Here is a 12,839-nt window from a genome sequence, read left to right on the forward strand (position 1 = left end):
CAATGACGCAACGTGGCTGGCTGTTGTTCCTCGGCATGGGCGTGATCTGGGGCGTGCCGTACGCGATGATCCGGATCGCGGTGGACGACTTCGACCCGGTGTTCGTCGCGTTCGGCCGGACGTTCATCGGTGCGCTGGTGCTGGTGCCGATCGCGATGTACACCAAGGCGCTCGCTCCGGTGTTCCGCCGTTGGCGGCCGTTGCTGCTGTACACGGTGGTGGAGATCGTCGGCCCGTGGCTGTTCATCGGATTCGCCGAGACCACGCTGAACAGTTCGACGGTCGGCCTGCTGATCGCGGCGGTGCCGCTGATCGCGGTGGTCATCGTGACCAAGCTCGGCCAGGACAAGTTCGATCAGCGCCGCGTGATCGGGCTGCTCATCGGATTCGCCGGCGTGGTCACCCTGGTCGGCCTCGATATCGACCTGACCAACCCCGCCGCCATCGGTGCGATCGCGCTGACCACCATCGGTTACGCCGTCGGCCCGATCATCATCAACCGCTCGCTCGCCGACCTGCCGCCGCTCGGCGTGGTGACGGCCTCGCTGCTCATCGCGGCCGTCGTGTACGCGCCGTTCGCCGCATTGCGCAGGCCGACAAGCTTTCCCGCCGACGCGACGCTCTCGGTGGTCGGCCTCGCGCTGATCTGCACGGCCGCCGCCTTCCTGATGTTCTTCGCGCTCATCTCCGAGGTCGGCCCGGCCCGCGCGACGGTGATCACCTACATCAACCCGGCGGTGGCCATCGTGCTCGGCGTTGCGGCGCTCGGCGAACCGCTCACCGCTGGCATGGCGATCGGCTTCCCGCTGGTGATCCTCGGCTCGATCCTCGGCACCGCGCGCAGTCGCGACGCGAGCGAAGACGCGCTGGTCGCCTCGCCTGCCGCGCCGGAAGCGGTGACCGAATGCTGCGAGCACCAATTGAGCGTCGCCAAGGACGATGTCGGCGCGGTCCGAAGTCACAGCGGCGGCGCCGACGAGCGCACCTAGCCGAGTGTGGTCGATTACCTGACAGGTAATCGACCACGCCGAGCTGCCGTGGCAACAATGGTGATCCGGCCGCGTCGATCGGACGCAGCCCTGCGGATCGGAGGGATCACCATGTCGTCTGCGCACACCCGCGCGGTAGTGGACGAACTGCTGCACCGCATCGGCGCGGGGGACGCCGACGCGATCGCGGACCTGTATGCCGACGAGGTCGACTGGCGGCTGAATTGGCCGGAGGCCGAGCACGGACGCACCATGACCCCGTGGATCCGGCATCGATCGACCGGTGCCGAATCCGCCGCGCACTTCCGTTCGATCGCCGATCACCATGTGCCGGAAGCGGCGGCGACCGAGATCGAACGGGTCGTCGTCGACGGCGCCGAGGCGATCGTGCTCGGCGAGATCCGGCAGACCGCCCGCGGCACCGGCCGTGCCTATCGCGCGCGGTTCGCGCTGCACCTGACGGTCGAGGCGGGCCGGATCACCCGGCACCACGTCTACGAGGACAGCCTGGCCGTCGCGCAAGCCTTCGAACCCGTACTCGACGGGGCACCCGGGCGATAGCCGTCACCGGTGGGGTGCTGGCCGGACCCGGCACGTCTGTGGATGATGTTGGGGTGGTTGGAAATCCGAGTGCCCCCGCCGACGTGCACACCACCCGTCAGGCCTACAACGAGATCGCCGCCGTCTACACCGAGTTCGTCAAGGGACACCTCGACACGGCGCCGTTCGATCGCGCGATGCTTTCGGTGTTCGCGGAACGAGTCCGCGCGGGCGGGTCCGGCCCGGTGGCCGACATCGGCTGCGGCGAGGGCCGCATCACCGCCCACCTGAATGCGCTCGGCGTGCCGGCCTTCGGCATCGACCTGGCGCCGGAATTGCTCGCCATCGCCAGGCAGCAGTATCCGGAACTGTCCTTCGACGAGGGTTCGATGGAGCAGCTGGCTTTGGACGACGACAGCCTCGCCGGACTCGTCGTGTGGTATTCGATGATCCATCTCCCACCCGAGCGCGTGCCGAATGTGTTGAACGAGTTGTATCGGGTACTCGCGTGGGAAGGGCACGCACTGCTGGCATTCCAGGCGACCGACGTACCCGCGGCAGCGCTTGCGAGCCGCGAATGCGCGCGGCCGCACACGGTAGAAGCGTTCGACCACAAGGTGACTCGCGCCTACCGATGGTCGCCGGAACGGTTGGCCGGGCTGTTGCGGGACGCCGGTTTCATGGTGCACGCGCAATTGGTCAGGGAGCCGGAGCCGGACGAACGGTTCCAGCAGGCCTACTTACTGGCGTCAAAGCTTCGCTAATCACCGGGCACACCCCGCCCGGTCCAGGTAAGTTGGTTCTATCGCGCAGGATTCATGGCTGCGCACGGGCCCGCACGACAACGTGGTCGATTCGATTGCAACCACACCACTGTCGTCAGGGGGCGACCACACCATGGATCTCATCGCACCGATCGATGCCGTCTTCCTTCTCGCCGAATCCCGCGAACACCCGATGCACGTCGGTGGCCTACAACTATTCGAGGCCCCCGAAGACGCCGGACCCGACTTCGGCCGGGAAACCTACGAAAAGTTGTTGTCGTGCAAGAAGATCGACTCGACCTTCCGTAAGCGCCCGGCCACCCTCTTCGGCGCGCCGCAGATGGCGTGGACCCGCGAGGACGACGTGGAACTCGAATATCACGTCCGCCGCCTCGCGCTGCCGCGCCCCGGCCGCATCGACCAACTGGTCGAGCTCGCGTCCGGATTGCACAGCACCCTGCTTGATCGGCACCGCCCGCTGTGGGAGATCTATCTCATCGAGGGTTTGGCCGACGGCCGCTTCGCCGTCTACTCGAAGATGCACCACGCGCTGATCGACGGCGTCTCCGCGCAACGCGTCATGCAGCGCACGCTGACGAACGAAGCGGACGCCGAACCTCGGGTCCCGTGGAATCTGCCGAGGACGCCGCGTAAGTCCGCGACCGAGTCGACCTCCTCCGGCATTCGCGGCGTTGCGCGAAATATGTTGTCAGCAGCCGCATCTGGGCCGACACTACTGCGCACGGCCCGCTCGATCCTGCTCCAGCAACAGCTGACGATGCCGTTCGAGGCGCCGCGCACGATGTTCAACGTGCCCATCGGCGGGGCGCGCCGCACCGTGGTGCGTTCCTGGCCGCTGGAGCGGATCAAGCAGGTCAAGAAGGCGACCGGCTCGACCGTCAACGACGTGGTGCTCGCCATGTCCTCCGGTGCGCTGCGCGCCTACCTCGCGGAGCGAAACGAGTTGCCGGACAAGCCGTTGATCGCCATGGTGCCGATGTCGCTGCGTTCGGCGGACGACACCGAGACCAACGGCGTGAAGGTCGGCGCGGTGCTGTGCAATCTCGGCACCGATGTCGCCGATCCGCTGGAGCGCCTGGGCGTGATAACCGAATCGATGCGCAAGAGCAAGGGTGTCTACAGCTCGCTGTCGAGCACCCAGACGATGGCATTGTCCGCGCTGATGCTCAGCCCGCTGGCCCTGAGCCTGCTGCCCGGCCTCATCCCGCACACCAATCCGGCGTTCAACATCGTCATCTCGAACGTGCCGGGCCCGCGCGAACCGATGTACTGGAACGGCGCCCGCCTCGACGCCAGCTACCCGATGTCGATCCCGTTCGACGGCCAGGCCGTGAACATCACGCTGACCACCAACGGCGGCAATCTCGACTTCGGGCTCGTCGGCTGCCGACGCAGTGTCCCGGAACTCCCCCGGCTGCTCGACCACCTCGAGGACGCGCTGACCGCGATGGAGGATGCCGCCCTCTGACGGGACTATTCCGGGCAAAACTAGAACGTGTTACTGTCGGATGATGGTGCACCGACCCGTCGAGGAAGCCACGGCCGCGTCATGGCGATACTTGCGGTTCACCGCCGATTCGACGGTCGGGCGCCCCGAGCAACTCTGTAACTCGTTCTAGACAGCTGCCGGTCGCCGGTGACGGCGATGGGGCAGTGAGGAGACCAGCACGCCATGCGTACCGAAATCTGCGAACGGCTCGGGATCGAATTCCCCATCTTCGCGTTCACCCACTGCCGCGACGTGGCGGCCGCGGTCAGCAATGCCGGCGGGCTCGGCGTGCTCGGTGCGGTCGGTTTCACCGCCGAGGAACTCGAAGTCGAGCTGGCCTGGCTCGACGAACACGTGCACGGCGTCTACGGCGTCGACCTGGTCATCCCCAGCAAGTACGAGGGCCAGGGCATCGACGGCCTGACGCCGGAGGAATTGGAAGCCAAGCTGGCGGAGCTGGTCCCGCACGGGCACCGCGACTTCGCCGAGAAGATCCTCGCCGACCACGGCGTCCCGCAGCTGCCCGACGGCGAGCGGCACAACCAACTGCTCGGCTGGACCGCCACCACCGCCGCGCCGCAGGTCGAGGTGATCCTGCGCCACCCGAAGGCCAAGCTGGTCGCCAACGCGCTCGGCACGCCGCCCGACGACGTCGTCAAGCAGGTGCAGGATTCCGGCAGGCTCATCGGCGCACTCTGCGGTTCGGTGAAGCACGCGCTCAACCACAAGAACGCGGGCCTCGACTTCGTGGTCTGCCAGGGCACCGAGGGCGGCGGGCACTGCGGCGAGATCTCGTCGCTGGTGCTGTGGCCGCAAGTGATCGACGCGGTCGGCGATCTGCCGGTGCTCGCGGCGGGCGGCATCGGCAACGGCCGCCAGGTCGCGGCCGCCATGGCGATGGGCGCGGCGGGCGCGTGGACCGGGTCACTCTGGCTGACCGTCGAGGAAGCGAATGTGCCGCCCGCACAAATGCAGACCTATATCGACGCGTCCAGCCACGACACCGTGCGCTCGCGGTCGTGGACCGGCAAGCCGTGCCGGATGCTGCGCAACGACTGGACCGACGCATGGGAGCAGGCCGACACCCCGGATCCGCTGCCCATGCCGCTGCAGATGATGGTGGCACTGGACGGCGTCAAGCGCGGGCACCGCTACCCCGAGGCCGCCAAGGACGTGAACTTCAACCCGGTCGGCCAGGTCGTCGGCATGATGACGAAGGTCGAACGCTCCGCCGACGTGGTGAATCGCCTGATCCAGGAATACGTCGAATCCTGCGACCGGCTCAACAAACTCAACGGCGGACTGTGATCGATCGCGGAAACATCATGGCCTGAGCCGATGTTCGAGGAAGTCGTCCAGCTTGCCGAGGACGGCTTCCGGGACAAGGCGATTGAGTAGATCGGACAGGTCGTCGACCTTCAGGAAGCGGGCGACCAGACGCGCGGCGCTCGGCGAGATTCGGGTGGCGAGGTAGACGGCGCGCGCTTCGATCGGGGTCGGCACCACCGCCGGATTGCGGGCGGCCACGCGGACAATGGTTTTCGCGACGGTGTCGGGGCTGTGCGCGACGAGCTTGGCGGCGTACTGGGAGATGTTGCTGGCGCGGCGGGCCGCGGTGTCGTTCAGCCCGATCGGCTGCGCGGCCTCGTAGAAGCCGGTGTCGATGAAGGCCGGGCAGATCGCGGTCACCCCGACGCCGGTGCCCGCGAACTCCAATCGCAAACCCTCGGTGAGCATTTGGGCCGCCGCCTTGGTGGTGCAGTAGGGCGTGCTGAGCGGAATCGGCAGGAAGGCGGCCACCGAGGTGACATTGATGATGCGCCCGCCGGTGCCCGCGTCGACCATCTGCCTGCCGAAGAAGGTCGAGCCGTAGACCAGGCCCCAGACGTTGACGCCCATCAACCGGTCCCAGTCCGCGATGGTGTGTTCGAGAAACGGTCCCGCCGTGGTGAATCCGGCGTTGTTCACCAGCACCCGCGCGACGCCGTGCGCGTCGTGTACCTCGTCGGCGAAGCCCTGCATCGCCTCGGCGTCGGACACGTCGACCTGGTAGGGCACCGCGCGGTACCCGTCGGCGAGGATCGCGTCGACGGTGCCGATCACGCGCTCTTTCTCGATATCGGCGGCGATGACGGTGGCGCCTTTGCGGGCGAAGCGGTGCGCGGTGGCGCGGCCGATCCCACTCCCAGCGCCGGTGATGACGACGATCTCGTTGTCGAAGCCTGCCATCTGACTTCCCCTGTTCGTGGATCAACCAGCGGGCTTACGCTCGCTGTCTGAGACAGTATATACTGCTTCAGGCGCGCCCAAAGCCGAAGCGCGCACGGGATTTGCGCCTGGAGGACCCGCGTATGACCGCAATCAACGCCCCCGCGGCGGAACTGCCGGTGGCCTCGCCCCGCTCCAGCGTCACGGTGGAAATCCCGAACCGAGCCAGCCCCATCGCCCGTCTGATCCACCCACTGCTGTTCGCCACCGTGCGCGCCGCCCTCGAAACCGTGACCATGGCCGGCGAATACGGGCCGATCAGAGACAAGCGGATCTTCGCGATCAGCAACGGGATCGATGCGCCCGCCGCCGCCCTTGTCGCGGTCGCGGGCACTCGGCGCAGGCCGGTGCTGTTCGACGGATTCCACGGCGAATGGGTCTGGCATCGCGACACCGCCGACCCAGGCATGCGCACCGACAGTGCGATCCTCTACTTCCACGGTGGCGGATTCATCGCGTGCGGGCTGCGCACGCACCGCCGGATCGTCTCGCGCCTCGCGCGGGCGAGCGGCACGCCGGTGCTCAATGTCGCGTATCGCCAACTGCCGCAGGCACATATCACCGACAGCATCGCCGACGGTGTCGCCGCCTATCGATACCTGCTGAGTCGCGGCTTCCCCGGTGAGCGGATCATCGTCGCGGGCGATTCGGCGGGCGGCGGGCTCGCCTTCAGCGTGACGCTCGCCGCGCGCGACGCGGGACTGCCGATGCCGGGCGGCATCACCGCGGTGGCGCCGTGGGCCGATCTCGACACCACAAGCAAGCGGGTGCACCCGAATGCCCGCCGCGACCCGGTCATTCCGGTCCGTGGCCTGGATCTGGTCGTGCGCAGAGGATTTCACGTCGACGGCAAACTCGATCCGGCCTGGTCGCCGGTCAACCACGACTTCACCGGGCTGCCACCGGTGCTCATCCTCGTCGGTTCGACCGAGGTGCTGCTCGCCGACGCCGAACAGCTCGCCGACCGCTGCCACCAAGCGAATGTCGTGTGCAGGCTGCAGATCTGGGACCGGCAGGCCCATGTCTTCGTCGCGGGCGCCGACCTGCTGCCGGAGGGCCGTGCCGCCTTCCGGGAGATCGGCGCCTTCCATCAACAGCTGCTGAACGGCAGCGCCACCGCCTATCGCGGCAGGCTGCGGCGGTTGTTCCGCGGCAGCGCGGCGGCATGAACTCGAGGAGCGCCCGATGACGAACTTCTATCCAGGCCTGGCCGTGGTCACCGGGGCGGGCAGCGGCATCGGCCGCGGCACCGCGAAGGCGCTCGCCGAGCTCGGCGCCGAGGTGATCGTCGCCGACATCAACCTCGCGACCGCGAAAGAGACGGTGGCACTGATTCGTTCGGCGGGCGGGCTGGCCTTTCCTTATGCCCTCGATGTCTCCGACACTGAAGCATTGGAGACCTTCGGGCGGTACGTCAAGGACAACCACGGCGTGCCCGACGTGGTGGTCAACAATGCCGGAATCCTGGTCGGCGGGCCCTTTTTGGAGGTTCCGCTCGACGATCTGCGCCGCATCATCGACATCAACATGATGGCGATGATCCACGGCTGCCGCATCTTCGGCGCGCAGATGGTGGCGCGCGGCGCAGGCGGCCACCTGGTGAATATTTCCTCCATGGCGGCCTTCGCCCCTGCTCGGCTCGCCACCCCGTACAGCATCGGCAAAGCCGGGGTGAAGCATTTCAGCGAGACACTGCGAGCCGAGTTCGCCGGACACAAGATCGGCGTGACGGTGGTGTGTCCCGGGCTGATCGCCACGAATCTCGCTGCGACAGCGGCGGTCTCGTCGGTCACCGCGGAGCAGGTCGAGATCGGCAAGCAGGGCGTCACCAAGGGCATGACGATGCTCGGGATGCATCCGGACAAGGCGGGCCACAAGATCGTCGCGGCGATTGGCAGGAACGAGGCGGTCATGACGCTGCGGCCGGAGTCGTGGTTGGGTTACCGCATCGCGCGGGCGCTCCCCCGCACCACGCGCACCGCCATGCGGATCATCACCGGGCCCGAACTCGAACGCGTCGCCCGGTTGCTGATCGATCGACCGGGAGCACTGGACTCCGCCAGACGCGCAGTCGAGCGGATGCCGAGTCGCGAAGGGCTGCAAACCTATTGGGCCCCGCCCGCAGAAGGCCAAACCACCACCCCTGGAGTGCACGGATGACCACGTTGCTCATCATCGCCGCCGTCGTACTCGTCGTCGGCGGCCTTGCCGGGCTGGTGGCGCTGATTGTTGCGCGCCGCTGGACCAAGGCGCTGCTCGCGGGCGGCGGGCACCGGCTCACGCCGATCCGCGCCGCGAAGATGCGCGGATTCGTCGAGGACAAGGCAGCTCTCGTCGTCACCGTCGAGCACACCTTCGACGCCACGCCGGAGCAGGTATGGGCCGCCCTGGACACCAACGGCCTCTACTCGTGGTTGCCCCTGGTCAACGGCATGCGCTACCCGAACGGCGACCGCGGTGTCGGCGCCACCCGGGTCTTCGACGGGACCCTGGTCGCCGGTGTCGAGGAGGTAGTCGCCAGGGACGAGGGCCGCCGCATCGCGCTCACCGCGACCAAGTCCTCGGTGCCCTTCGTCATGAAGTCGATCGCCGAGGAGTACGTGCTGACCCCCACCGACGCCGGCGCAACCACTCTCACCTGGACGCTGGCCGTGCATCCCCGCTTCGGCGGCCTCCTTCCGCTGCAGATCTTCGCGCCCCTCGCGCGCCCCATCGCCCGCTGGAGCCTGCGCGGGCTCGGCACCCGGATCTAGGCGTCCCGCATAACCGCCCCCCAGCGGCGGTTATGCGGCCTCGCCGTCCTCGGCGAAACCGGGAAGCCAGCGGCTGACCAGCTCGACGAACGGTCCCTCGGCATCGAGCTGTGCGCAGACCCCGATGACGCCGGCGAACACCCGGCCGAGCATCGCCAGTTCCGGAATCTCGGTGGGCGCCTTGACCGCCTTGCTGTTGGTCAGCGAGATGTTGCGCTTCTCGAGGGCGCGAGCGGTGTGTCCCTGCAACAACTCTCGGCTGATGTGCACGTTCTCGCCACGGAGTTGGGCGACAATCGGCGTGACCAGCCGCTCGATCGGACCGAGATCCAAGGCGTGACCCTGGCGCACGAATCCGTTGTCCTGCAGCACAGTGACCAGGTGGTCGTAGTCCTCGTCCATGGCACAGCGCGCGAGTTCGCCGATTACCGACGGGATCCCGCTGGGCAACGCGATCGACGCGCCGAAGTCGATGACCCCGAGTCGCCCGTCGTCGAGCAACTGGAAGTTGCCAGGATGCGGATCGCAGTGCAGATAGCCGACCCGCACCGGCGCGGACAGCGAGAATTCGATGAGCAGGTGGCCTGCCCGGTCGCGCTGCGCCTTGGTGCCGCCTGCGATGATCGTGGCCAGCGGTGTGGCCTGCAGCCATTCCGAGACAAGGACTTTCGGCGCACTCGCGATCACCCTCGGCACCTCGAAGGCCGGATCGCCCGCGAAGACCTTGGCGAAGCGGCGCTGGTGATCCGCCTCGATCCGATAGTCGAGCTCGTCGGCGGTGCGGTCGATGAACTCGGCGATCAACGCCTTGGTGTCCGCGCCGGGCATCATGAGACCGAAAGCGCCGGAGAACATCTGGAGCATCTTCAGATCCGACATGAGCGCGGTGTCCGCGCCTGGATACTGCACCTTCACCGCGACGGTGCGCCCGTCCCGCCACACCGCGCGATGCACCTGGCCGATGCTGGCCGCCGCGATCGGTGTGTCGTCGAAGGTGGTGAAGCGCTCGCGCCAGCGGGTGCCGAGTTGCTCGGCGAGCATGCGATGCACGGAGCTGGTCGGCATCGGCGGCGCCTGGGATTGCAGCCTGGTGAGCGCCTCCCGATAGCGGTCGGCGAAGCGGGGCGGGATGCTGGCCTCGGCGACGCTCAATGCCTGGCCGAGTTTCATCGCGCCGCCCTTGAGTTCGCCGAGCACCGCGAACACCTGGTCGGCCGCCTTGTCGATGAGTTCGTCATCGAGATCGCCGCGCGAGGCGCCGGTCATCATCGCGCGACCGGTCGCGGTGACCCGGCGGGCCATGATGCTCATCGGCAACCCTGCCAATTTCGCGGACCTGGCCAATCCCTTACGCCTGCTGCCTGCCATGGTTACCTCGCTTCGCTGCGTGCCAACCACCCTATTCTGTCTGAGACAGAGGGTCAATCGGTAACGCGCACGACTAGGGCCGTTTCAGTGCACAGCACGGGCGCCCGCGGCGGGGCCGAATCGAGTTGCTGAGTGTATGCCGGGAACCGTCAGGCGCTGGCAGCGTGCCCGCCGTCGGCCTGTTCTTCTGTGCCGCCGACCAACTCGTCGAAGCGAAGCAACACCTTCTCGTGGTACATCCCGAATAAGTCCTCGAACAGCGCCACCTGCGCGTCCGACGGCCCGGAACCCGAATCCCACACCGCGGCGAGCGCCCGCCAGACGAGCACGTGCAGGTCCGGCGCGCCCGCGAAGAACGCGTCGACCGCCTCCGGCACCTCGAGCACCATCTCGCCGATCGAGTTCAGGATGGCCCGCTGCATGGTGAGTCCGAGCGCGGTGAGCAGCCTGCGGACCAGTCCGACCTCGATCGCCAAGATCTCGCGCAGATCCGGATCATCCTGCCTGGCAAGCGTTTCGAGCTTGTCGATCTCGGCCTTGAGCACGGCCTGATCCACGTCGTGCACGCTGCTGGTGTAGGCGAGCAGCGTCTCCATCACGATGCCGCGCTCGACGTCGACGATGTCGCGGAACATCTCGATCGCGATGTCGGGCATGGGAATCGAGAAGCGGAACAGCTGGCGGTACACATCGACACCGCCCGCCTCGCGCACATCGCGGATGGTGAAGCCCTTGCCGCGGCGCGCTTCGACGAATCCGTTCGTCTCCAGCCGTCCCAGCGTCAGTTGCGCGGTCGCCCGGTTCATCTCGAACTCCTCGGCGACCTGGCGAACAGACGGCATGAGATCCCCCGGCTGATACTCCCCCGCGGCAACCCGGCGCGCCAATTCATCGGCAACGTCGGCGACTACCGTCTGGGATCCCATCGAAGTCACCTTTCGACTACGTTCGTTTACGTCCCAGACAGTCTAAGCCCTACTGTGCCAGACTGCACGTGTGCAACACTGGTCCGCGCACAGTGTGAGGTGAGTCATGAGCATCCGGCGCATCGGCGAAGGTGCCGACGAGGGTTCCGCTAGCGAACGTGCACGGCTGTTCGCGTCTCGCTCCGATGGCAAACCTCCAGTTCGCGGTGCTATTCGCAATGCCAAACTCGCTGCGCTGCCGGTGGCCTTCGCCGGACGGCGGGCCGCGGGTCTCGGTAAACGCGCATTGGGCAGGTCGTCCGAAGAAGTCAATCGCGACATCCAATTGCGGACCGCTCAGCACATGTTCGAGGTGCTCGGCGAGCTGAAGGGCTGCGCCGCGAAACTCGGTCAGCTGCTTGCCATTTACGAACTCGGGTTGCCGCAGGAACTCGCCGAACCCTATCGAATCGCCTTGAGCAGGCTGCAGGATTCGGCGCCGGCGATGCTGCCGAAGACCGTGCACGCGGCCATCGCGGCCAGCATGGGCGAGGACTGGCGGTGGCACTTCCAGGAATTCGACGACCGCCGCGCGGCCGCGGCCTCGCTCGGCCAGGTGCACCGCGCGGTGTGGCACGACGGCAGGCAGGTCGCAGTCAAGGTGATGTACCCCGGCGGCCGCCAATCCGTCGCGGCCGACCTCGAGCAGTTGCGCCGGATCTCGCATCTTGCCACCGTTTTTCTGCCCGGCGCCGACGTCAAGGCGGTCACCGAGGCGATCTGTGACTGCGTCAGCGCCGAACTCGATTACGCGGCCGAAGCCGAATACCAGCGCACCTTCGCGGCGGCCTACGCCGACGACCCGGATTTCTATGTGCCCGCGGTGGTCGCGCAGCGCGGCGACGTGTTGATCACCGAGTGGGTCGAGGGCACGCCGGTCACCCGCATCGTGGCCGCGGGCGCGCAAGCCGAGCGGGATCGGGTCGGCATGCTGATGCTGCGGTTCGTCACCTCGGGGTGGGGGCGGCACGGGTTGCTCTACGCCGATCCGCACCCCGGCAATTTCCGGGTGCTGCCGGACGGGCGGCTCGGGGTGGTCGACTTCGGGGCTTGCTGCGACTGGCCGCCGGAGGGTTTCCAGGAGCTGGCCATCGACTACTGCAAGGCCTTCTTCGAGGGCGGGCCGACCGAGCTGGCGGCCGCGACTCGGCGGCACGGTTTCGTCGAGTCCGGACGCGCATTCGATATCGAGGCGCTCTATGCGGCGGTCGAACCGTGCAGCGAGCCCTTCAAGCACTCGACGTATCGGCTGACCACCCCGTGGCTGCGCAGGCAAGTACGGCGCACCACGAATCCTCGGCTGTCGAATGTGGTGCGGGAGATGACGATGCCGCCGTACTTCACCCCGTTCGCCCGTGCGGCACTGACGCTGGCGGGTGTGCTGAGCCAACTGGAGACCGAGGGCCCTTACCGCGACGAGGTCCTGCGGTGGTTGCCGGTGCTTGCCGAAACCCTCGGCGCGATCGTTCCGGCTGAGGCGATCGATCCGGCCGATGCGGATGAGTCCGAGGTGCAGGAACCGGTGGATCTGGCAGCGGTGCGACAGCGACGCGCCGCGGTGGCGAACCGCGAGATGTCCGTCAGCTGAACCATATTCCGAGGTGGCCGCAGGCATGCCGGGCGGCCACTTCGGCATGCCAGGTCACCTATGGCATGGTGTCCCAGACAGTGATACCGTCGGT

At 67.4% G+C, this 12,839-nt stretch carries 12 protein-coding genes; 9 read left to right on the top strand and 3 right to left on the bottom strand.

Annotated elements, in window-relative coordinates; genetic code table 11:
- Positions 1-2 precede the first annotated feature (2 nt).
- The 5 genes from ACGFNJ_RS03910 to ACGFNJ_RS03930 all read left to right on the top strand — a co-directional run bounded on the left by ACGFNJ_RS03910 (position 3) and on the right by ACGFNJ_RS03930 (position 5,111).
- Positions 3-989, top strand: coding sequence for a DMT family transporter (locus ACGFNJ_RS03910; protein ID WP_393443050.1), 987 nt, complete (start codon positions 3-5; stop codon positions 987-989).
- A 111-nt stretch (positions 990-1,100) separates the two neighbouring features.
- The gene (locus ACGFNJ_RS03915) at positions 1,101-1,550 is read left to right on the top strand and encodes a nuclear transport factor 2 family protein (protein WP_393443052.1); all 450 of its coding nucleotides are present in this window, start codon (positions 1,101-1,103) and stop codon (positions 1,548-1,550) included.
- A 53-nt stretch (positions 1,551-1,603) separates the two neighbouring features.
- Positions 1,604-2,293 (top strand): class I SAM-dependent methyltransferase, encoded by a 690-nt coding sequence (locus ACGFNJ_RS03920; RefSeq protein WP_393443054.1) that lies wholly within the window; start codon positions 1,604-1,606, stop codon positions 2,291-2,293.
- A 133-nt stretch (positions 2,294-2,426) separates the two neighbouring features.
- On the top strand, positions 2,427-3,782 hold the full coding sequence (locus ACGFNJ_RS03925; protein WP_393443056.1) for a wax ester/triacylglycerol synthase family O-acyltransferase: 1,356 nt from the start codon (positions 2,427-2,429) through the stop codon (positions 3,780-3,782).
- A 204-nt stretch (positions 3,783-3,986) separates the two neighbouring features.
- Positions 3,987-5,111, top strand: coding sequence for an NAD(P)H-dependent flavin oxidoreductase (locus tag ACGFNJ_RS03930; protein ID WP_393443058.1), 1,125 nt, complete (start codon positions 3,987-3,989; stop codon positions 5,109-5,111).
- A 15-nt stretch (positions 5,112-5,126) separates the two neighbouring features.
- On the opposite strand, the gene ACGFNJ_RS03935 is transcribed toward ACGFNJ_RS03930, so the two are convergent.
- Positions 5,127-6,032 carry an SDR family NAD(P)-dependent oxidoreductase gene (locus ACGFNJ_RS03935; protein ID WP_069161263.1) on the bottom strand — a complete coding sequence of 302 codons (906 nt, stop codon included), beginning with the start codon at positions 6,030-6,032 and terminating at the stop codon, positions 5,127-5,129.
- Positions 6,033-6,154: 122 nt separating this feature from the next.
- On the opposite strand from ACGFNJ_RS03935, the gene ACGFNJ_RS03940 reads away from it, so the two are divergent.
- Genes ACGFNJ_RS03940 through ACGFNJ_RS03950 form a run of 3 tightly spaced genes read left to right on the top strand, consistent with a single transcriptional unit; the run spans position 6,155 to position 8,824 of the window.
- Complete coding sequence (locus ACGFNJ_RS03940; RefSeq protein ID WP_393443060.1) at positions 6,155-7,240, top strand: alpha/beta hydrolase; 1,086 nt, start codon at positions 6,155-6,157, stop codon at positions 7,238-7,240.
- Positions 7,241-7,256: 16 nt separating this feature from the next.
- Positions 7,257-8,231, top strand: coding sequence for an SDR family NAD(P)-dependent oxidoreductase (locus ACGFNJ_RS03945; protein ID WP_393443062.1), 975 nt, complete (start codon positions 7,257-7,259; stop codon positions 8,229-8,231).
- Positions 8,228-8,824, top strand: coding sequence for an SRPBCC family protein (locus ACGFNJ_RS03950; protein ID WP_393443064.1), 597 nt, complete (start codon positions 8,228-8,230; stop codon positions 8,822-8,824). The genes ACGFNJ_RS03945 and ACGFNJ_RS03950 overlap by 4 nt, the downstream gene beginning before the upstream one ends.
- A 30-nt stretch (positions 8,825-8,854) precedes the next feature.
- On the opposite strand, the gene ACGFNJ_RS03955 is transcribed toward ACGFNJ_RS03950, so the two are convergent.
- Positions 8,855-10,192 carry an ABC1 kinase family protein gene (locus ACGFNJ_RS03955; RefSeq protein ID WP_393443066.1) on the bottom strand — a complete coding sequence of 446 codons (1,338 nt, stop codon included), beginning with the start codon at positions 10,190-10,192 and terminating at the stop codon, positions 8,855-8,857.
- A gap of 149 nt (positions 10,193-10,341) precedes the next feature.
- A complete protein-coding gene (locus ACGFNJ_RS03960) occupies positions 10,342-11,118 on the bottom strand; it encodes a GntR family transcriptional regulator (RefSeq protein WP_393443068.1) in 777 nt (258 codons plus the stop codon).
- Between the two features lie 106 nt (positions 11,119-11,224).
- Here ACGFNJ_RS03960 and ACGFNJ_RS03965 point away from each other — a divergent pair, with 106 nt between their 5' ends.
- Positions 11,225-12,745 carry an ABC1 kinase family protein gene (locus ACGFNJ_RS03965; RefSeq protein ID WP_393443070.1) on the top strand — a complete coding sequence of 507 codons (1,521 nt, stop codon included), beginning with the start codon at positions 11,225-11,227 and terminating at the stop codon, positions 12,743-12,745.
- The last annotated feature ends 94 nt before the right edge of the window (positions 12,746-12,839 follow it).

Source organism: Nocardia sp. NPDC049149 (assembly GCF_043197455.1).
Taxonomy (GTDB): domain Bacteria; phylum Actinomycetota; class Actinomycetes; order Mycobacteriales; family Mycobacteriaceae; genus Nocardia.

Excerpts from the sequence above, each read along its gene's own strand:
- ACGFNJ_RS03965 (WP_393443070.1), top strand. The coding sequence starts at position 11,225 with ATGAGCATCCGGCGCATCGGCGAAGGTGCCGACGAGGGTTCCGCTAGC.
- ACGFNJ_RS03910 (WP_393443050.1), top strand. The coding sequence starts at position 3 with ATGACGCAACGTGGCTGGCTGTTGTTCCTCGGCATGGGCGTGATCTGG.
- ACGFNJ_RS03935 (WP_069161263.1), bottom strand. The coding sequence starts at position 6,032 with ATGGCAGGCTTCGACAACGAGATCGTCGTCATCACCGGCGCTGGGAGT.
- ACGFNJ_RS03940 (WP_393443060.1), top strand. The coding sequence starts at position 6,155 with ATGACCGCAATCAACGCCCCCGCGGCGGAACTGCCGGTGGCCTCGCCC.
- ACGFNJ_RS03925 (WP_393443056.1), top strand. The coding sequence starts at position 2,427 with ATGGATCTCATCGCACCGATCGATGCCGTCTTCCTTCTCGCCGAATCC.
- ACGFNJ_RS03915 (WP_393443052.1), top strand. The coding sequence starts at position 1,101 with ATGTCGTCTGCGCACACCCGCGCGGTAGTGGACGAACTGCTGCACCGC.
- ACGFNJ_RS03960 (WP_393443068.1), bottom strand. The coding sequence starts at position 11,118 with ATGGGATCCCAGACGGTAGTCGCCGACGTTGCCGATGAATTGGCGCGC.
- ACGFNJ_RS03950 (WP_393443064.1), top strand. The coding sequence starts at position 8,228 with ATGACCACGTTGCTCATCATCGCCGCCGTCGTACTCGTCGTCGGCGGC.
- ACGFNJ_RS03945 (WP_393443062.1), top strand. The coding sequence starts at position 7,257 with ATGACGAACTTCTATCCAGGCCTGGCCGTGGTCACCGGGGCGGGCAGC.
- ACGFNJ_RS03930 (WP_393443058.1), top strand. The coding sequence starts at position 3,987 with ATGCGTACCGAAATCTGCGAACGGCTCGGGATCGAATTCCCCATCTTC.
- ACGFNJ_RS03955 (WP_393443066.1), bottom strand. The coding sequence starts at position 10,192 with ATGGCAGGCAGCAGGCGTAAGGGATTGGCCAGGTCCGCGAAATTGGCA.